Genomic DNA, 19,440 nt, shown 5'->3' on the forward strand with positions numbered 1-19,440 from the left:
GTGGGGAAGTCACGATGAACGATAAACTAAATCAAATTCTTCAAAAACAGCAACAACAAGTTGATGAGCCACACAAAAAAGAGGATGATATTATTCAGCTGGTTGGATTCATTATAGGTCAAGAAGAGTATGCCGTGCCAATTTTGAGTATTCAAGAGATTATCAAACCGATCGAATACACCAGAGTGCCTAGCGTAACGACATATATTTTGGGTGTTTTTAACCTAAGAGGAAGCGTTATTCCTTTGATTGATCTAAGAAGCAAGTTTAAGATGGACCCTTCAAAAGTGACGGAGGATACACGTTACATTGTCATGAAAGGTTCAGATAATACCGCAGGCTTTGTGATTGATCGTTTGACCGAAGCGATTCGTATTAAAAGTAGCCGTATTGGACCACCACCAGAAACGATTCACGCGGAAAAAGGGATGGTTTATGGAATTGGTATGAGAGATGAGAATATCTTAACCATTCTGAAAGTGGAGCAACTTCTAAAAAGAGATTTTTAAATCAAAAAGGAGGTAGCCAAAAGAGATTTGGCTACCTTTACATGTAATGCTAAGATTGCAATAAATCTGCGACTAACTCAAAATTATTAGCACTCATCATATGAATTTTTGGATGCACTTTTTTTAATGCTAAAAAGGCATTACGTGAAAGTTCAAACCCTACTTTTTTCTCTTCTTCTTCACTTATTTTTTTAGCCTTTGCTAGCTTTTCCATCCAAAGGGGAGGGACATGAATACCTGGCACATGGGCTGCTAAAAATTGAGCTGTACGCAGTTTTACAATCGGAAAAAATCCTAAAATAAGTTGTGTTTGACTCTGCTCTTTATTGGCAGCTGATTTGGCATCTTTTAAAAGTTCCAAAAGCATGGTTGCATTTTCAACACTGTAAACCGGTTGGGTGATAATTCCTACCGCACCGTGTTCAATCTTTGTTGCCATTTTTTTCATCAAATTTTTAGGTGTATTAGCGTGCGCATTGCAGACGGCAAAAGGGTAGATAGATTTTGGTTGCGTTTTAAACGGTTTTCCAGAGTAATCAATTCCAGCATTAAAGCATTGAATAATCTCCAAAAGAAGGGTGCTATTGCCTTCAAAAACACCTTTGACTGAGGGTTGATCACTGGCACTTGCTGGATCACCTGTGAGACATAGGATCGTTCGTAAATCAAATGCATTTGCGCCTAAAAGATCAGATTGCAAGGCAACTTTGTTGCGATCTCTCATACTCATTGTGGAAATAACGGGTTTAGCAAAATGGGTTTGAAGCTTAAGTGCACCAAAAAGAGCATTAAATTTTAGCCGTGCAAGTGGGTTATCTGTAGTGCTAAAACCATCTACTTTTTTATCAAGTCCAAAAGCCGCAATCTTTTCAATAATAGGTTCGAATGTCGGTTCGTGCATAGGTGTTGTTTCAAGCGTTAAGAACGTGTCGTATTTTAGTTTTTCAATAAAAGAATCAATCATTTTTTTTCCATAGGTATGAGCTTTTGTGTATTATAACTTAAACAGGGTGCAAAATACTACACTAGTTTACAATCCATTAATCTCTCTGGGATACAATTTTTCTTTGAAACAGCCATTTTTTACAAAGAAAAAGGTTCGTTTTAAAATTTAAAAGAGGAGTATTCCTGTGAAAAAAATAGTGCTTATGCTAGGTGGTTTATCGATTTTAGGAGCAACGATGTTTGCTGATACTACTACTGACTTGAAAGCTGATAAACAGAAATTAGCAGCCGATAATCAACAAATCAAAGTGGATGAAAAACAACTCAAAACTGATAAAGTAAATAAAAACAAAGAAGCTATTGAAACAGATAAACAAAAATTAGCGACGGATAAACAACAAAAACAGACAGATAAAGCAAAATTAGAAGCGGACAAAGCTCAAAAAAAAGCAGAGAAAGCTTCTGCTAAACCACCTGTAAGTAATTAAAATACACTCAAGGCTAGTTTATCACTAGCCTCCTCCTCTTTTCTTCTCCTCCCCTATAAACTTCACTAAGCAAGATATTGCTATAATTGGCTTAAGAGAATACATTACAAAAGGATAATCGTGAAGTTATGCGTTTTTGATTTTGACTCAACACTGATGAATGGTGAAACCATTGATTTTTTAGCAAAAGAACATGGTGTTGAGAAAGAAGTCTCTATGATAACGGAAGCTGCCATGCGAGGAGAACTTGATTTTTTTGAGAGCTTAACCACGCGCGTAGGGCTTTTAAAAGGTATGAATGCAAGAAAAGCTGAAGAAATTTGTGCGTCATTACCGTTGATGAATGGTGCTAAAGAGGCGATTGCGGGACTGAAAGAAAAAGGTTATACCGTAGTTGTTTTTAGTGGGGGTTTTCGTATTGCAACCACTCCTGCAAAGGCAATTTTAGGATTTGATGTTGATTTTGCCAATATTCTACACGCTCGCGATGGTCATTTAAGTGGTCTTGTTGGTGGTGATATGATGTTTGGTTTTTCTAAAGGCGATATGCTAAAACGCGTGCAAAATCTTTTACATGTAAACTATGAAAATACTATTGCAGTAGGAGACGGGGCGAATGACATCTCCATGTTTGAGTGTGCCGCCAAAAAAGTGGCATTTTGTGCCAAACCCATTTTAAAAAATGCGGCCAATATTGTGATCGATGAGAAAGATATGCGTCATCTTCTCCAATTTATTTAAGAGAGCAAATTAATGTATAAGAATGATATTAAATTTTCGTTATGGTGTGATTTTGTTGAGCGAAGTTTTTTAGAGGGTGAATTTGGCGATTTGATCGAAAAAAAGATTGTTAATGCTGCCACCAGCAATCCTTCAATTTTTAAGTCTGCTTTTCTAGGCTCACCTGCATATACTGAGGATAAGGCAAAGCTTCATGGAAAATCTGCCAAAGAGATGTATGAAGCACTAGCGATTGGAGATATTCAACGCGCGGCTAAAAAGCTCTTACCACTTTATGAAAAAGGTGACGATGGTTTTATCAGCATTGAGGTTGATCCTTTCTTATGTGATGATGCAGAAGCAACCATTGAAGAGGGAAAACGTCTTTTTAAAGCCATTGGATATCCGAATGTCATGATCAAAGTTCCCGCAACAGAAGAGGGTTTTATCGCAATGGAAGCACTTTTAGGCGAAGGTATTAACGTCAATGCAACATTGATTTTCTCTGACCTCCAGACCAAATATTGTTTAGAGGCATTTGCACGTGCGAATGAAACTTTAGTGAAAAAAGGGACTAAAAAACTTCCTCAAGCGGTTATTAGTATCTTTGTGAGTCGATTTGATCGCAAACTGGATGAACACCTCAAAAAAATTGATTTTGTTCTTTCGCGTGTGGGTATTATGAATGCAATGAGAGCGTATGAGCTTATTCAAAATGCACAGCTACCAAATGTGAGAGCGTTGTTTGCTAGTACCGGTGTTAAAGGTGATGAATTAAGCCCTGATTATTATATTCGCGAACTATTGCTTCCAAATTCAATTAATACAGCACCATTGGGAACGATTAAAGCTTTTATCGGTTCGTCTAAAGAGTGTGAAGCTATTGAATTACGTTCTGATTGGATTGAAAACTTTTTTCACTCTCTTGCTGCAAATGGCGTTGATATGAATGTTGTGTGCGATGAGTTAATGGATGAAGGTCTAAGTGCCTTTAAAGATGCTTTTGTGGAGATTTTAGACGAACTAAAATAGCAAGGAAATCCGATGCAAAACGAGGTAAATGTTAGCGAACTTACGTTTGAGATGACCAAAAAGCTCAAATTTTATCTGAGTAAATTGGTAGAGCATCGCGGAAGTGATTTACATGTAAAAACGGGCACAACGATTAGAGGTCGAATTAACGGTGAAATTGTCTCTTTCTCCAGAGAGGTTCTTGCGTATCAAGAGGGGCTTACTTTAGCAAAAGAACTTCTTCGAAGTCGTTTCCCTGAATTGGTTGAGAAAAAAAATATTGACTTTACTTTTAAGCTCAACGATGAGTACCGCTTTCGTGTCAATATGTTTTTTCAAGTGGATGGTGTCTCTGCGGTTTTTAGGACAATTCCGATGGTACTTCCAACCATAGAATCACTTCATTTACCTACTATTATTAATACACTTTGTGATCTTCCTCGTGGACTTATCTTAGTGACAGGTCCTACGGGATCAGGTAAAACAACCACACTAGCTTCCATGATTAATCGCATCAATAAAACGCAGAAAAAGCATATTATTACGATTGAAGATCCTGTGGAGTTTATTTATAAAGACGATTTATGCGTCGTAAACCAGCGTGCGATCGGTCAAGATGCTATTTCGTTTTCAGACGCTTTACGTGCAGCGCTTCGTGAGGATCCAGATGTTATTTTAGTAGGCGAAATGAGAGACCTTGAAACGATTGAAACAGCGATGCATGCGGCAGAAACAGGTCATTTAGTGCTCTCCACGTTGCATACCGTGGATGCAAAAGAGACTATAGGACGTATTATTGGTATGTTTCCAGGAAGTGAACAAAACCGCATTAAGATGTCATTAGCCTCCGTTTTACAAGGGGTTATTGCACAACGATTGGTCAAAACAGTGGATCATGGGCGAACAGCAGCTGTTGAAATTTTGGTAAAAAATGCAAGAATTGAAGCATTGATTTTGGAGGATCGAGAAGGTGAAATTCCAGATGCCATTAAAGAGGGAAAAGATGTTTATAAAACACAAACATTTGATCAAGCCCTTTTAGGATTATATGCAGAAGGTAAAATTGCGCGTGAAGAAGCTATCCAGAGTTCTACTAGCCGTAATGATATTACAATGGCTTTGGATTTTTACGATGCCGATAAAAGTCAAAAAGAGACACGTAAAGAAACTGTACGGGTCAGCCTTAAAGAGCTTAAAGAAAACGATAAAGACATCATTGGTTTAAAACAATAAAAGATTTATACATCTTTTAGGTTCAATTTTGTACAATTAGCCCCTTATTTTTTATAAAGGAAAACTATGTTAGAAGGCATCATTAGAGATAGTATCGAAAAAAAGGCTACTAAAGCGCTTCGTAGAGATGGATATCTAATTGCTAATATTTACGGTAAGGGTGAACAAAACATCAATGCTGCATTTAAAGCAAACGAATTCATCAAAGCAGCAAAGAACAAAGAGACTCTTATTTTCCCAGTAAAAGTTGCTGGTAAAGAGTACAATGTTGTGATCCAAGATTACCAAAGAGACCCTGTAAATAGCAACCTTTTACATGTCGATTTACGTATTGCACTCCCAGGTGTTTTAAGTAAATATTTAGTCCCTGTTCTTCTTGAAGGTATTCCTGTAGGCACAAAAAACAAAGGTGTTCTAATCCAATCTAAAAAACGTTTAGCCGTTAAATGTACAGCTGAAAACTTACCAAATAGTTTTATTATTGATGTAAGTAATCTTGATGTGGGTGCGACTGTTTTGGTACGTGATATTCCTGTTCCAGCGAATGTTACCATTATGGATGAGACACGTGTTTCTATTGCCGGAGTTATTAAAGCGAAGTAACGCGAACTCATGACACTGATCGTAGGGCTTGGAAATCCAGACTTACAATATAAAAATAATCGACATAACGTCGGTTTTATGGTCATCGATGCTCTTATCGGTGACCAAACTTCGTGTGAAAAAATCACCAAAGCTAATTTTAAAGGCGATCTTTTTAAAGCTCCCTCCATGCTTCTTCTTAAACCAACGACCTATATGAATCTCTCTGGGGAGAGTGTGCGTTCCGTTGATGACTACTTTAAGCCAGAACAAATTATTGTCATTCATGATGATTTAGACCTACCTTTTGGAACACTTCGCTTCAAGATAGGTGGTGGGCATGGTGGGCACAATGGACTTCGTTCCATCGATGCTCATATAGGGCCCGAATACATTAGGGTTCGGATTGGTATTGGGAAGCCTTCTTTGAAGAGTGATGTAGCTAAGTATGTACTCTCTGATTTTTCAGTCTGTCAAAGAGAATTTTTACCCGAAATTCTTTTACATGTAAAAAAAAGCATTAAAGCATTACTCACCGGGGATTTAAAAGAAGTTTCGCTACAATACTCCCTTAAACAAACTCTATGTGACGGGGATAAGGTATGAAACTTTTTGAGAAATATATTATTCAAAATTATCTCAAAAATTTCTTCGTCATATTCATTGCACTCGATCTCTTTTATGTGGGTGTTGATCTTCTAACCAACTACAATAACATTCCAGATTCTGCGAATTTGCAGATTCTTTATGCACTTTTTCAAGGCATGAATGCTGTGAATTATGTACTTCCTCTTTCTATCGTTTTTGGTATGATTGTAACTTATTTTGGCATGATTAAGTCAAATGAACTTATCTGTATGTATGCTTCAAGTATTAGTAAACGTTCTCTTGTTAAACCATTTTTTTATTACTTCTTTAGTCTTGACACTTTTTTTATATTGGACTCAATTGTACAGAATTTGCGTACGCTTATGAGTATAGCTCTAATCTTAAAAAAATACAACAGTATTTCCAATAGTGCTGAAGATCTATTCTTAAAAAACAACAACCAATATATTTATTTCAAAAAGCTTGATCCTCTAAAGCAAGTAGCATATGATGTGACTATTTTTGAAGTTGATAACGTTGATTTAACGAAAGTAATTCGCGCTTCCATAGCTACTTTTGTTGATAATCATTGGATTTTGGAACATGTGAGCATTACCCATAAGCCCAAAATTTCTTCATTAGATGACGAAGGCTTTCGGATTGAAAATGTTGAAAAACTCAAAATGATGGAAAATTTCAAACCTAAAATTATGGACAATGTATACCAAAGTGAATATGCCCTTTCTATCAGTGATGGTATAGATGCCTTACGTTTTTTTGATAATCAAAATGTCAATACAAGTAAAATTAAAGCAACGCTTTTTTATCAGCTTTTCTTCCCTTTCTTTGCTCCTTTCTTGATCGTTGTTTTGTATTATAAAGCACCAATGATGGGGCGTTATTTTAATATGGCTCTCGTTGCTTCTTCCTTCGCTTTTGTAACGCTCATTGTCTGGAGTGGACTCTTCTTATTGAGTCGTTTAGCGGCGAATGGCGTTATACTCTCAGAAATTGCTATTTTATTTCCTATAATACTTCTTGTTGGTATTGCCGCTTATTTTTATTCTAAACGCTAAAAAGGTTTAATTATTTTTTGTTAAACTTTTTGATAGAATAGATAAATAGTGTTATCTAATGGGTCTTCTTTTGCAATACCCTCATTTAAGGTTTAAAATGACTAAATTCTCTGCATTATCACAAAAATATGGTACTCCTTTATACGTTTATGATTTCGACACAATTACTCAAAAGTTTTCATCTCTAAAAGAGTCCTTTAAAGCACGCAAATCCCTCATCTGTTTTGCCGTAAAATCAAACTCAAATCTTTCTGTCTTGAAACATATGGCAAGTCTAGGAGCAGGATGTGATTGTGTTTCCATAGGTGAAGTTAAACGCGCGTTAGTTGCGGGTATTCCAAAATACAAAATTATTTTTAGTGGCGTAGGTAAAAGAGACGATGAAATTGAAGAAGCGCTTCAAAATGATATTTTGATGCTCAATCTTGAGAGTGAAGAAGAGATGAATCGAGTTGAGCTGATTGCCTCCAAATTAGGTGTGGTTGCACGCATTAGTATTCGTGTTAACCCTAACATTGACCCTAAAACACATCCGTATATTTCAACGGGTCTTCATGAAAATAAATTTGGTGTGGATTTGGAAAGTGCAAAACGGATGTATATTTATGCCAAAAATAGCATATCACTTGACCCTGTCGGTATTCATTTTCACATTGGAAGTCAAATAACAGAAGTAGAGCCATTTAAAGAAGCAGCTCTTGTGTTGGCTAATTTACTGCGTAACCTTAAAGCACTTAAGATCGACATTAAGTTTTTTGACGTTGGTGGCGGCATTGGTATTCAGTACAAAGATGAAACGACAGTTCCACTTTACGAGTATGCGCAGTCAATTTTTAGTGCTCTTAGTGGTTTAGATGTGACCCTTGTATGTGAACCAGGACGTTATTTGGTTGGAGAAAGTGGTTATTTCTTAACACGCGTACTGTATGAAAAAAACAATGGTTTTAAACGTTTTGTCATTGTAGATGGCGCGATGAATGATCTGATTCGTCCTAGTCTTTACCATGCCTATCATGCAATTGATGTGGAAGGGAAAGAAAATCAACCCACAACGACATGCGATGTGGTTGGGCCTATTTGTGAAAGTGGCGACTTCTTTGCAAAAGATATTGAATTACCGGCTCTTGAACATGATGATCTTTTAATTGTGAAAAGTGCTGGAGCGTATGGCTTTACGATGAGCAGTAATTATAATACACGCTCACGTGTTGCAGAAATTGCGCTTCAAAATGGTGAGGATCGCTTGATTCGCCAACGTGAAAGCTTTGAAGATGTCATTGCGCTAGAGAGAGCCTATTTATGAATGATTTAAGATTTGCCACTTTTCAAGACAACTCGTTTGAGTTGTTGAAGGCATCAGAAAAATCTTTACATGTAAAAGTATTTTTGAATCTTATAGTACCAATCATTGGGCATAGAAAAGGCAAATTATGCAAACAATAGAACACTATAGAAAAAAGATTGATCATATTGATGATCAGATTTTAAAACTGCTCAATGAACGTATGGAACTGGTTAAAGAGATTGGTCGTGCAAAACAAACCAGTGGTACGGCTATTTATCGACCTGAGCGCGAAAAAGAGATATTAGATCGCCTCAAAGGGCTCAATCAAGGAGCTCTTAATCCCAAAGCAATTGATGCCATCTTTTTAGAAGTTTTTGCGGTCAGTCGCAACCTTGAGTTTCCTGAAAAAATTGCTTTCATGGGACCGGAGGGAAGTTATACTCATCAAGCGGCAGAAAGTCGTTTTGGTGCAATGGGCAGTTATATTGAGTTAAGCTCCATTGAAGCAGTCTTTCATGTTTTGGAAAATGGTGAAGCCAAATACGGCGTAGTTCCCGTAGAAAACAATACGGCGGGTGCGGTAGGAACAACATTGGATTGTTTAGGAAAATTTAACTCAAAAATTGTGGCAGAACTTTACATGGATATTCATCACTCTTTTGCCACAGTATGTGAAGATATTAAAAAAGTGAAACGTATCTATTCCCATCCGCAAGGGTATAATCAGTGCCGAAAATTTTTAGAAGAACATATGCTTTTAGGGGTGGAATTTATTCCAACCAAGTCAACGGCAGAAGCAGCCAAAAAAGCAAGTGAAGATTACGATGCTGCGGCAATTTGTTCTCATATTGCTGCTAAATTATCGAATCTGCCCGTTTTATTTGAAAAAATTGAAGACAATATGGCGAATCAAACACGCTTTTTGATTTTGAGTGATTTTAAAAATAAAAAAGGGATTCATAATAAAACCTCTATTTTGGCAAAAACGGATGATAAACCGGGTGGATTGGTTGAATTCTTACAAACGTTTCAAGATCAGAAGGTCAATCTTACCAAGATTGAATCACGCCCAACGAAAGAGAAAGGGTTTCAGTCCATTTTTTATATGGATTTTGAAGGACATATTGATGATGACAATGTCCAAAAAGTGATCGAAGAAAACAGAGATAGATATGATATTAAATGGCTTGGAAGCTATATTTGTGGAGGATGAGAGATGCAATTTAACGGTGTTTTAGACAATTTGAAAACGTATGAAGCGGGCAAACCTATTGAACTTGTGGTACGAGAGTATGGTATTGAGCCCCAAGATGTTATTAAGCTTGCGAGCAACGAAAATCCAAGAGGGTGCAGCCCTAAAGTGGTTGAAGCTGTACGTGCGGAAGCAATCCACATGAACCGCTATCCTGATGATAGTATGTATGAACTCAAAGAGGCTTTAGCGCACAAGTATCATGTCGAAGATAAAAATATTATTATAGGCTCAGGAAGTGATCAAGTCATCGAGATGGCAATTCATGCAAAAGCGAATGCTAACACGAAAGTTTTAATGGCAGGGATCACGTTTGCAATGTATGAAATTTATGCACTTCAAACAGGTGCCAAAGTGCTGAGAACACCATCAGCTCAACATAACCTCAAAGAGATGCTTGAAATTTATAAAGCGAATAAAGATATCTCCATTATTGTTCTTTGTATCCCCAATAATCCACTAGGTGAATGCTTGAATGCCAAAGAGGTATATGCATTTTTAGATCAGATCGACACAGAGACATTAGTGATCGTTGATGCCGCTTATTTGGAATATGCGCGCGTTAAAGATCCTGCAAAAAATATTGATGCACATGATTTGATCACCAAATATCCAAATGCCATTTACACGGGAACTTTTTCTAAAGCGTATGGACTAGGCGGCATGCGTTGTGGATACGGTATTGCACAGCCTGCGATCATTCAAACCTTTTTGAAACTTCGTGCTCCTTTTAATATCACAAACTTGACTTTGAAAGCTGCGATTGTAGCCCTCAGTGATCAAGCCTTTGTGGATGCTTCTGTGAAAGAAAATTTTAAAGAAATGAAAGTGTACGAAACATTTGCAAAAGAGCTTGGATTTAGCATTATTGAGAGCTATACTAACTTTATTGTCTTAGAATTTGATGCCAGTAAAAACTCAGGGATCATTGCACAAAAGTTAATGGAAAAGGGTATAATCGTTAGAAATTTAGGATCGTATGGTATGAATGCTATTCGTGTTACGATAGGAACACCTGAGCAAAACGTGCGCTTTTTTGAACTCTTTAAAACAATTTATAAGTAAGAGAAAATAAATGGAGCTTAGAACACTTTTAAATCAAATAGCGACACTGATACAAAACTTGACACTACGTCAAAGAATTGTGGCAGCAGTTTCGATTGTTGTCCTCATCGGTTTTTTAGTGTTTCTGACGCTCTACAAAAATTCAACTTCAACTAAAGGCAGTGGTTATAGTGTTCTTTTTGAAAACACAACGGCTGGTGATTCTGCGCTCATTATTCAGCAACTTGAAAAAGAAAAAATTCCTTATAAAGTTGTTAATGAAGGTACGATTGCAGTTCCTAGTGATGTTGTTCATAAAGAGCGCATCGCCATTGCTGCCATGGGAATTCCTAAGAATAGTAAAGTTGGTTTTGAAATTTTTGATAAAGCTGAATTTGGTGCTACTGATTTTGAGCAAAAGATAAAATACGTTCGAGCTCTTGAGGGTGAATTGGCGCGTACAATTGAAAGTCTTGGACCCATTGCCAATGCAAGTGTGCATATTGCAATTCCTAAAGAGACGGTATTTGCCCAAAAACAAGCCGCTCCTACAGCTTCGATTGTTTTAAATATTCGTCCAAGTATGAATCTTTCCGCTAAACAAATTATTGGTATTAAAAATCTTGTTGCGGCTTCTATTTCTAATTTGACTGCAGAGAATGTTTCTATCGTGAATCAAGATGGTGAACCATTGGGGGATGATCAGAGTAACATGTTCCAAGGTGAACTGGTTAAAAGTCAAATGCGCTATAAAAAAGAGTTTGAACATAATGTAGAGCAAAAGATCATCAATGTTTTAGCACCTGTTATTGGTGGAATTGATAAAGTGAATGCAAAAGTGACCATCGATTTCGATTTTTCACAACAAGATTATGTTAGCGAAACGTATGATCCCAATTCTGTACCTCGAAGCGAGCAGAGTGTTGAAGAAAAGCGTGAAGGGAAAGAGCCGCAAGACGTTGGAGGAGTACCAGGTGCTATCAGTAACATTGGTCCAGTGCAAGGATTAGAGAGTACTAAAAAAGGCCGAAACGTATCAAAAAGCTCTACTACAACGAATTATGAGATTTCTAAAAAGGTCGTTAATTCCAAAGATGAGTTTGCTAAAATTAAACGTTTAACAGCGGCTGTTGTTGTAGATGGTGCCTATAAATATGGTGTAGACAGTAATGGAAAAAAGAAAAGCGAATTAGAATACGCCGCGCTTAGCAAAGAACAGATGGATGCTATTCGTGATGTTGTGAAACAAACAGTAGGGTATAATCAAACACGAGGTGATGAAGTTACAGTGAGTAACTTTGAGTTTAAGCCACTTTCAAGTGATGGCACTCGCGCTCCTACGAAAGATTTGATGGATAAGGTTTCTAATTATATGGGACCATTGGTTCCGTTGCTAAAATATATCATTGTTGGCATCTTGCTCTTTGTATTTTACAAGAAAGTTATTATTCCTTTCAGTCACAAAATGGTTGAAACAAAATTGGATGATTTTGAGGATGAAATTGAACCAATTGCAGCAGCAGAGGAAGAGGGCGCTGAGGATACTTTAGAGAAATTTAGACAAGCACGTAAAAAAGTTGAAGATCAATTAGGCATTGGTCAAGACTTTAATGAAGAAGCTTTGAAGTATGATGTTTTATTAGAAAAACTAAAACATTTAGCAGAGCAAAAAAGTGAAGAATTTGCATCGCTTTTACAGTCTATGATTCGCAATGAAGGCGATTATGATGGCGGCAAAAATAGCTCTAAGGATCTATCATAATGAAACTTACTGAAGAACAAAAAACCCTTTACAATGAACTTACAATGGCTGAGAAGGCAGCAATTCTGCTCATTCAATTGGGTGAGGATTCTACTGCCAATCTTTTTTCTCATATGGAGATAGACGTTGTAACCGATATTTCCAAGTTTATAGCAACCGCAAAAAATATTGATAAAGCGGTAGCGAATGCTGTACTTGAAGAGTTCTATGTTATTTTACAATCCAACCAATATATTAGAAGTGGCGGTATGGAGTATGCGAAAGAAATTTTGTATCGTACCTTTGGGGCAGAGGGTGCTCAAAAAATTCTTGACAAACTCTCTAAATCCATGGAAAATTCTCAAAGTTTTGGTTATCTCTCTCAAATTAAGCCTCAACAGTTAGGTGATTTTATTATCAATGAACACCCTCAAACAGTTGCTCTTATTTTAGCACACATGGATGCAACCAGTGCGGCTGAAACACTCTCTTTCTTTCCGGATCAATTGAGAAGTGAAGTGACAATCAGAATGGCAAATTTAGGTGAAATATCGCCTTCTGTTGTCAAAAGAGTATCGGCTGTTTTAGAAAATAAACTAGAATCTCTAACTTCTTACAAGGTTGAAGTGGGTGGTCCAAGGGCCGTGGCTGAAATCCTTAACCGATTGGGTCAAAAAGCTTCTAAAACCACTATTGCGTATATTGAGCAAGCAGATGAGAAACTAGCTTCTGTCATTAAAGATATGATGTTTACGTTTGAAGATATTATGAAACTGGATGGTAATGCCGTTCGTGAAATTCTCAAAGTTGCTGATAAGCGTGATTTGATGGTTGCGCTCAAAGGTTCAGCAGAGGAGTTAAGGAAAAAATTCTTTGAAAATATGTCACAACGTGCACAAGAAGCTTTTGTGGAAGAGATGAATTTCTTGGGAGCTGTACGCGTTAAGGATGTGGAAGAGTCTCAACGAAAGATTGTTGAGGAAGTTCAAAAACTAGCAGAACAAGGCATTCTCCAAATCGGTGAAGCTGAAGAGATGATAGGTTAACATGGTAACAGAAAATATTATCGATAAAGATAGGGTGGATGATCACTCAGTCAAGCCGTATCGGTTTAAGGTATTAGGCTCAACTCCAGAAGCTTCTGCTGTTCCTTTACATGTAAACGAAGAATACACACAAGAAAGTATGTATGATCCAGAGTCAATGCCTGTGAGTGATGAAATAATCAATATTGCACGCATTGAAGAAGGAACACAAAATCAGTTTATTGAAGAGTTACTCAAAAAAACAGATGAGTTAACCACAAATGTAGTTAAACTTCAAATTCAGATTGAAAAACAAGAACAAGATTTTAATAACAGACTCAATGAAGAGTTGACTCGTGAGCGAGAAAATGCTTATGCACAGGGATATCAAAAAGCTAAAGATGAGGCTGAAGTTGCTGTTGCAGAAATGAAGACACGTTATTTGAAATCAATTGGTCATTTGGATACACTCTATAAAAGTTTAGAAGAGCGATTAGCTAAGGTTGAGACAGATATGAGTGTTACCGCTTTTGAAATTGCCAAAGAGGTTATCAAAAAAGAGGTGAGTATATCAAGTTCTAAAATTGCAGCTTCGCTTTCAAAAGCACTACTTCAAGAGGTAAAAGATGCAATCAAAATTGAACTTAGGGTAAATCCAAAAGACTTAGAGGCTCTCAAAGAGCTTTATGCAGAAGACGAAAAGATTAAAGTAACCTCAGATGATGCCATAACATTGGGCGGCGTAGTCATTTTAAGCGATGTAGGCAATTTAGATGGTAATTTAGCAATGCGCCTAGAAAAAGTAAAATATCTATTACAAGAAAATTAAGAAGTACTGGAAGCCATGAAACAATTAAGAGAATGTTCTATTGAAGAATTAAACGAATATTGTGAACAAATTAGGCAAAAAATTATTCAAACAGTCAGTAAAAATGGAGGGCATCTCAGCAGTAATGTAGGTGCTGTTGAGCTCATTGTTGCGATGCACTATGTTTTTGACATCAAAAATGATCCTTTCATTTTTGATGTCAGTCATCAAGCCTACACCCATAAATTGATTACAGACCGTTGGGATCGTTTTGATACACTTCGTGAACTTGATGGTATCAGCGGCTACACACGACCTGATGAATCTCCTTATGACTATTTTGTTGCAGGGCATAGCTCAACTTCAATTTCACTAGCTGTAGGTGCGGCAAAAGCAATAGCATTAAAAGGTGAACAATACAAACGTGTACCCGTAGCATTGATTGGGGATGGATCATTGAGTGCGGGTATGGTTTATGAAGCACTCAATGAGTTAGGCGATCGTAGATACCCGGTGATCATTATTTTGAATGATAATAAAATGAGTATCTCAAAACCCATTGGTGCCATTAGTAAATTTTTGTCCAGTGCCATGGCAGGTGATTTTTATCAAAAGATTAAAAAAACAACTGAACAAATTTTACAATATTTACCAGAGAGCGCAACCTATATGGCAAAGAAGTTTGAAGAGAGTTTTAAACTTATTACGCCAGGTATTTTGTTTGAAGAGCTTGGAATTGACTATATTGGGCCCATTGATGGTCATAATTTAGAGAGTCTTATTCGTGCGATGCAATCGGCAAAAGGCTTAAAAAAACCCGTCATTATTCATGCGCAGACCCTTAAAGGGAAAGGCTACGAAATGGCTGAGGGGTACTATGAGAAGTGGCATGGCGTCGGTCCTTTTGACGTAGCTAGTGGAGAAGCTCTCAAAAAAGGTGTGAGTAAAAATGCGACCACGATGTACTCAGAGGCACTTATGGATTTAGCAAAACAACATGAGAATGTTGTAGGAGTTACTGCTGCCATGCCAAGTGGAACAGGACTAAGCCCACTAATTCAAGCCTATCCTAATCGTTTTTGGGATGTAGCCATTGCGGAACAGCATGCCGTAACATCTATGTGTGCAATGGCAAAAGAGGGATTTAAACCTTACATTACTATTTACTCCACTTTTTTGCAAAGAGCTTACGATCAAGTTATTCACGATGCTTCTATTTTAAATTTAAACGTTGTTTTTGCCATTGATAGAGCAGGTATTGTAGGAGAAGATGGTGAGACGCATCAAGGTGCTTTTGATATCTCTTATTTGAGTGTTATTCCACATATGACCTTGATGGCTCCAAGAGATGAAAAAGCAATGCATGCAGCAATTCGATATTCTTATAAACATCAAGGACCTTTAGCTATTCGTTACCCCAGAGGAAGCTTCTTATCGTGTGATGCGTTTGAATCCAAACCTTTTGAATATGGCAAAGCACAGCTTCTCAAAGAGGGAGATAGTAAAATATTACTTCTAGGTTATGGTAGTGGTGTTGGTAAAGCTGTTGCTACATCAAAAATTTTATCTGAAAAAGGGATTGATGCAGCCATCGTCGATTTACGCTTTGCAAAACCTTTGGACGAATCCTTGTTAATTTCATTAGCACTGAAGTATGAAACATGGTATGTCTTTAGTGATAGTGCAAAAATAGGTGGTGTTGGTTCCCTTTTAATGGCATTAAAAGAGAAAAATACTTTACATGTAAAGATCAAAACATTTGAGTACGATGATGCTTTTATTACACATGGGGCAACACATTTAGTAGAAGATAGATTGGGTATTACCATTGAACAATTAGCAGGAAAGATTTTGGAAGATATAGAGTAATTAATAAAAAATATTAGTTAATTTATTTTCGGAAAAATTGATCTATAATATGGAATCATTCAAAAAAGATTATAAAGGGAAGGGGGGAATAGAGTATGAATGATTTTATCAATCTTCTTAAAACCAAAGAGCTTAAAGCAACACCCCAAAGAATATCTGTTCTTAAAGAGTTAGATAAAAAGGGACATCCAACCATTGATGATCTCTATAATGCACTTAAAAAAGAGAATCCATCTATGTCTTTAGCGACAGTGTACAAAAATCTTGCAACACTTAAAGAAAAAGGTGTGGTTATTGAAGTCAATACGGCTGAGGGGAAAATGCGTTATGATATCTATTCTAAACCACATATTCATCTTGTTTGTCAACAGTGTGGTTCCATTGAAGATGTTGATTATGACCAAAGTTTATTTGAGTATCAAACGATACTAGAAACTAATAAAGACGTTAAAATTGATCGAATGGATGTGATTGCAACAGTAAGAGAATGTTCTGTTTGTAAAAAGAAGTAGTTATCAAAGAAAATAAAGAGAGGAGAGATAATCTCTCTTCTCTTTATAGATTAAAGTTTATCAGAGTTATGCGCTAGATAATCAGCAACACCTGCTGTGCTTGCTGTCATTCCTTTATCACCTTTTTGCCAACCTGCTGGGCATACTTCACCATATTCGTTGGTAAAGAGCATTGTATCAATCATTCTTAGCATTTCGTCGATGTTTCTTCCAAGAGGTAAATCATTGATAACCGCATGTCTTACAGTACCATCTTTGTCGATCAAGAATGAACCACGCAATGCAACACTACCATTTAATAAAACATCATAATCACGAGAAATTTGTTTGGTAATATCAGCCACTAAAGGGAACCTTACTTGACCAATTCCACCTTGGTTAATAGGGGTATTTTTCCATGCAAAATGGGAAAATTGTGAATCGATAGATGCGCCAATAACATTAATACCACGGTTTTTAAACTCTTCCAATCTTTTATCAAATGCAATGATTTCAGAAGGACATACAAATGTAAAATCAAGCGGATAGAAGAAGAGAACAGTTCCTTTTGATCCAAAGTTTTCATAGAGATTAAAATTATCGACAATTTGATTGTCACCTAAAACAGCAGTTGCGGTAAAGTCAGGAGCTTTATTAGTTACTAACATAATTATCCTTTTATTGAGAATTTTTATTGATACAGAAATTATACAATTAAATAGAAAAAAATATTTTAATTAATAAGACTAATTTTACCCAGTAAGCTTTTATCCAAATTAAGTTCGGAATTCTCCTAGTTTATGATTAAGGTTCTCAGTCATTTTACTTAGATGCTCAGCAGCACCTGCAATTTCTTCAACGCTACGGCTATTTTCCATTGAAATTTTGTTAATTTCTCCTATCTTATGAATCATAATTTCAATTTCATCTCCTGTTTGAAGATAGCTGTTAACTGTATTTTCTGTAATTTTGGTCACTTCATTAATAATGACAAAACTTTCTTGGAGACTATTTTCAACTTTTTGAGCTGTATTGGCTAATTCTTCTATTTTCTGTGAATTATGACTCATTTGTTCACTGGAATTAACAATAGATTGTACAATGACATTAATGGTTGCATTGATCTCTACAAGGCTTTTTTGAGTGCGTTCCGCCAGCTTACGTACTTCATCTGCAACAACCGCAAAACCACGTCCATGTTCACCAGCACGTGCGGCTTCAATAGCGGCATTCAGCGCTAAAAGATTCGTTTGATCCGCAATGTCACTAATGACTGTTAAAACGCTTCTAACTTGTTCTGCATCGGTGCTAAGTTGATTAAGTTTTTGTGCAAGCTCAATCTCTGTTACTGAACTTTTTTGTATCTCTTCAGTGAGCGTAATAACAGCATTACTAGCTATTTTAAGTGCGCTATTCGCTTTTGTCATATCATCTTTACTATTTTTTGCTTGGTCAATAGAAATAGTCATATCTTCACGTACTTGATTGGCTTGGTTTGTTGTATCTAAAACAATAGTTGTTGATTTTTCAACAAGTTTTTCAACTTGTAATGAAGTTGTGGATAATTCATGCGAAATGGAAGAATTTTCGCTAGAAAGTGATTTTGCATTACAAATAAGAATGCGTACTTTTTCAATAAAATAATTAATTTGTTCACTTGCCTGTGCTATTTCATCATTTCCTTTAATTTCCAAATGGCGCGTAAGATCGCCATTTCCACTAGAAAGATCTCTTGCTTTTTCTATAAGATTATTAAGAGGTTTTGTAATAATTTGATTAATAAGCGTCCAGATAATAACCACAATAATAAGTGTCATAATGAAAGAAGTGATAATAAGATTGTTTCTTAGTTTATCATTAGCAGCTTGAAAATCTTTTTCGTTTGCTTTAGCAACTAATATCCAATTCCATTTATTGAAGGGATGGAAGCTGACAATTTTGGCTTCACCCTCTTCTTGAATATGGAGCATTCCTTGTTTTTGTACTAAAATTTGTTTATCAAGATCAGAAGCAATCTTAGCGTTATCAACTTTTGGATGAATATCATAGGATTCACTTTTAGTATTGATCGCATAAAAATAACCATTTTCTCCAATTTTCATACCATTGATTTGTTGCTTCAATGCTTTAAGCCTTCGGTAAAATTGTAGCCGATAAATAAAATTCCTACAGTTTTGTCATTTTCGATAATGGGTGCGTAAACGGTGATATAATTTTGACCAAAAAGCCTTGCACTTCCAATATATTTTTGTTTTTTCATAATAGGTTCATATGCTGGGCTTGTTTTTCCTAACATCGTTCCCATAGCACGTGATCCATCTTCTTTTTTCAGCGATGTTGAAACACGAACAAAGTCATCACCATGAAAGGCGAAGATAGTAGCAACAGCACCCGTGAGATTTGTAAATGCGTCTACTTTGGCAAAGTTATTATTTAATGTATAGCCATCAGCCGCAATTAAAGGTGTTTCAACACCATGAACCATAATTTTTTCACTCACATTTATATGAAAATGACTAAATTCTGATTCAAAAACAGTAAAAAGCTTGATGGCAGTATCCTCAAGCGCACTATTATAAACGTTTACTGTTTGCTCTAATCCCGTAAGATTTGCAGTAATCTTTTGTTCTGTTTCTTGTTTAATGTAGCTACTCAGATAAAAATTGATGTAAAAGATAAAAGCAAAAATTGCAAAAGAAACGATCAATACCTGTAAAATGGTTACTTTTTTAGCTAATGAATTCATTTATATCTCCATATATAATGTATATTT

General features: G+C 36.3%; 20 protein-coding genes. 16 read left to right on the top strand and 4 right to left on the bottom strand.

Annotated elements, in window-relative coordinates:
- Nucleotides 1-14: 14 nt before the first annotated feature.
- Entirely contained in the window at nucleotides 15-509 is a 495-nt protein-coding gene (locus tag Sdiek1_RS01175; RefSeq protein ID WP_087437518.1) for a chemotaxis protein CheW, read from the top strand.
- A gap of 49 nt (nucleotides 510-558) precedes the next feature.
- On the opposite strand, the gene Sdiek1_RS01180 is transcribed toward Sdiek1_RS01175, so the two are convergent.
- Complete coding sequence (locus Sdiek1_RS01180) at nucleotides 559-1,473, bottom strand: methylenetetrahydrofolate reductase (protein WP_087437519.1); 915 nt, start codon at nucleotides 1,471-1,473, stop codon at nucleotides 559-561.
- A gap of 166 nt (nucleotides 1,474-1,639) precedes the next feature.
- Here Sdiek1_RS01180 and Sdiek1_RS01185 point away from each other — a divergent pair, with 166 nt between their 5' ends.
- The 15 genes from Sdiek1_RS01185 to Sdiek1_RS01255 all read left to right on the top strand — a co-directional run bounded on the left by Sdiek1_RS01185 (nucleotide 1,640) and on the right by Sdiek1_RS01255 (nucleotide 16,688).
- Entirely contained in the window at nucleotides 1,640-1,942 is a 303-nt protein-coding gene (locus Sdiek1_RS01185) for a hypothetical protein (RefSeq protein WP_087437520.1), read from the top strand.
- A gap of 120 nt (nucleotides 1,943-2,062) precedes the next feature.
- On the top strand, nucleotides 2,063-2,683 hold the full coding sequence (gene serB / locus Sdiek1_RS01190; RefSeq protein WP_087437521.1) for a phosphoserine phosphatase SerB: 621 nt from the start codon (nucleotides 2,063-2,065) through the stop codon (nucleotides 2,681-2,683).
- Nucleotides 2,684-2,695: 12 nt separating this feature from the next.
- Nucleotides 2,696-3,694 (top strand): transaldolase, encoded by a 999-nt coding sequence (locus Sdiek1_RS01195; protein WP_087437522.1) that lies wholly within the window; start codon nucleotides 2,696-2,698, stop codon nucleotides 3,692-3,694.
- Nucleotides 3,695-3,706: 12 nt separating this feature from the next.
- Nucleotides 3,707-4,906 carry a type IV pilus twitching motility protein PilT gene (locus Sdiek1_RS01200; protein ID WP_087437523.1) on the top strand — a complete coding sequence of 400 codons (1,200 nt, stop codon included), beginning with the start codon at nucleotides 3,707-3,709 and terminating at the stop codon, nucleotides 4,904-4,906.
- Nucleotides 4,907-4,972: 66 nt separating this feature from the next.
- Entirely contained in the window at nucleotides 4,973-5,509 is a 537-nt protein-coding gene (locus Sdiek1_RS01205) for a 50S ribosomal protein L25/general stress protein Ctc (protein ID WP_087437524.1), read from the top strand.
- Between the two features lie 9 nt (nucleotides 5,510-5,518).
- The gene (pth, locus tag Sdiek1_RS01210) at nucleotides 5,519-6,094 is read left to right on the top strand and encodes an aminoacyl-tRNA hydrolase (RefSeq protein ID WP_087437525.1); all 576 of its coding nucleotides are present in this window, start codon (nucleotides 5,519-5,521) and stop codon (nucleotides 6,092-6,094) included.
- Entirely contained in the window at nucleotides 6,091-7,152 is a 1,062-nt protein-coding gene (locus Sdiek1_RS01215; protein WP_087437526.1) for an LptF/LptG family permease, read from the top strand. Before pth ends, Sdiek1_RS01215 begins: the two co-directional genes overlap by 4 nt.
- Before the next feature lie 97 nt (nucleotides 7,153-7,249).
- A complete protein-coding gene (gene lysA, locus Sdiek1_RS01220; protein WP_087437527.1) occupies nucleotides 7,250-8,455 on the top strand; it encodes a diaminopimelate decarboxylase in 1,206 nt (401 codons plus the stop codon).
- A 127-nt stretch (nucleotides 8,456-8,582) separates the two neighbouring features.
- Nucleotides 8,583-9,650: a prephenate dehydratase gene (gene pheA / locus Sdiek1_RS01225; protein ID WP_087437528.1), complete on the top strand. Its 1,068-nt coding sequence runs from the start codon at nucleotides 8,583-8,585 to the stop codon at nucleotides 9,648-9,650.
- Nucleotides 9,651-9,653: 3 nt separating this feature from the next.
- Nucleotides 9,654-10,754 (top strand): histidinol-phosphate transaminase, encoded by a 1,101-nt coding sequence (gene hisC, locus Sdiek1_RS01230; RefSeq protein WP_087437529.1) that lies wholly within the window; start codon nucleotides 9,654-9,656, stop codon nucleotides 10,752-10,754.
- A 10-nt stretch (nucleotides 10,755-10,764) separates the two neighbouring features.
- The gene (fliF, locus tag Sdiek1_RS01235; protein WP_087437530.1) at nucleotides 10,765-12,495 is read left to right on the top strand and encodes a flagellar basal-body MS-ring/collar protein FliF; all 1,731 of its coding nucleotides are present in this window, start codon (nucleotides 10,765-10,767) and stop codon (nucleotides 12,493-12,495) included.
- Nucleotides 12,492-13,520, top strand: coding sequence for a flagellar motor switch protein FliG (fliG, locus tag Sdiek1_RS01240; RefSeq protein WP_226372275.1), 1,029 nt, complete (start codon nucleotides 12,492-12,494; stop codon nucleotides 13,518-13,520). The genes fliF and fliG overlap by 4 nt, the downstream gene beginning before the upstream one ends.
- A gap of 1 nt (nucleotide 13,521) precedes the next feature.
- Nucleotides 13,522-14,328 (top strand): flagellar assembly protein FliH, encoded by an 807-nt coding sequence (gene fliH / locus Sdiek1_RS01245; protein ID WP_087437532.1) that lies wholly within the window; start codon nucleotides 13,522-13,524, stop codon nucleotides 14,326-14,328.
- Between the two features lie 15 nt (nucleotides 14,329-14,343).
- On the top strand, nucleotides 14,344-16,176 hold the full coding sequence (gene dxs / locus Sdiek1_RS01250; protein ID WP_087437533.1) for a 1-deoxy-D-xylulose-5-phosphate synthase: 1,833 nt from the start codon (nucleotides 14,344-14,346) through the stop codon (nucleotides 16,174-16,176).
- Between the two features lie 95 nt (nucleotides 16,177-16,271).
- A complete protein-coding gene (locus Sdiek1_RS01255; RefSeq protein ID WP_087437534.1) occupies nucleotides 16,272-16,688 on the top strand; it encodes a Fur family transcriptional regulator in 417 nt (138 codons plus the stop codon).
- Between the two features lie 50 nt (nucleotides 16,689-16,738).
- Here Sdiek1_RS01255 and Sdiek1_RS01260 read toward each other — a convergent pair whose 3' ends face one another.
- From Sdiek1_RS01260 to Sdiek1_RS14895, 3 genes are all read right to left on the bottom strand, one after another.
- Nucleotides 16,739-17,335, bottom strand: coding sequence for a peroxiredoxin (locus Sdiek1_RS01260; RefSeq protein ID WP_087437535.1), 597 nt, complete (start codon nucleotides 17,333-17,335; stop codon nucleotides 16,739-16,741).
- A gap of 108 nt (nucleotides 17,336-17,443) precedes the next feature.
- Entirely contained in the window at nucleotides 17,444-18,790 is a 1,347-nt protein-coding gene (locus Sdiek1_RS01265; protein WP_238099080.1) for a methyl-accepting chemotaxis protein, read from the bottom strand.
- Nucleotides 18,787-19,413 (bottom strand): Cache 3/Cache 2 fusion domain-containing protein, encoded by a 627-nt coding sequence (locus tag Sdiek1_RS14895; protein ID WP_192866758.1) that lies wholly within the window; start codon nucleotides 19,411-19,413, stop codon nucleotides 18,787-18,789. The genes Sdiek1_RS01265 and Sdiek1_RS14895 overlap by 4 nt, the downstream gene beginning before the upstream one ends.
- Nucleotides 19,414-19,440: the final 27 nt, after the last annotated feature.

Origin of the sequence: Sulfurospirillum diekertiae, from assembly GCF_002162315.1 — a bacterium.
Classification (GTDB): Bacteria; Campylobacterota; Campylobacteria; order Campylobacterales; family Sulfurospirillaceae; genus Sulfurospirillum.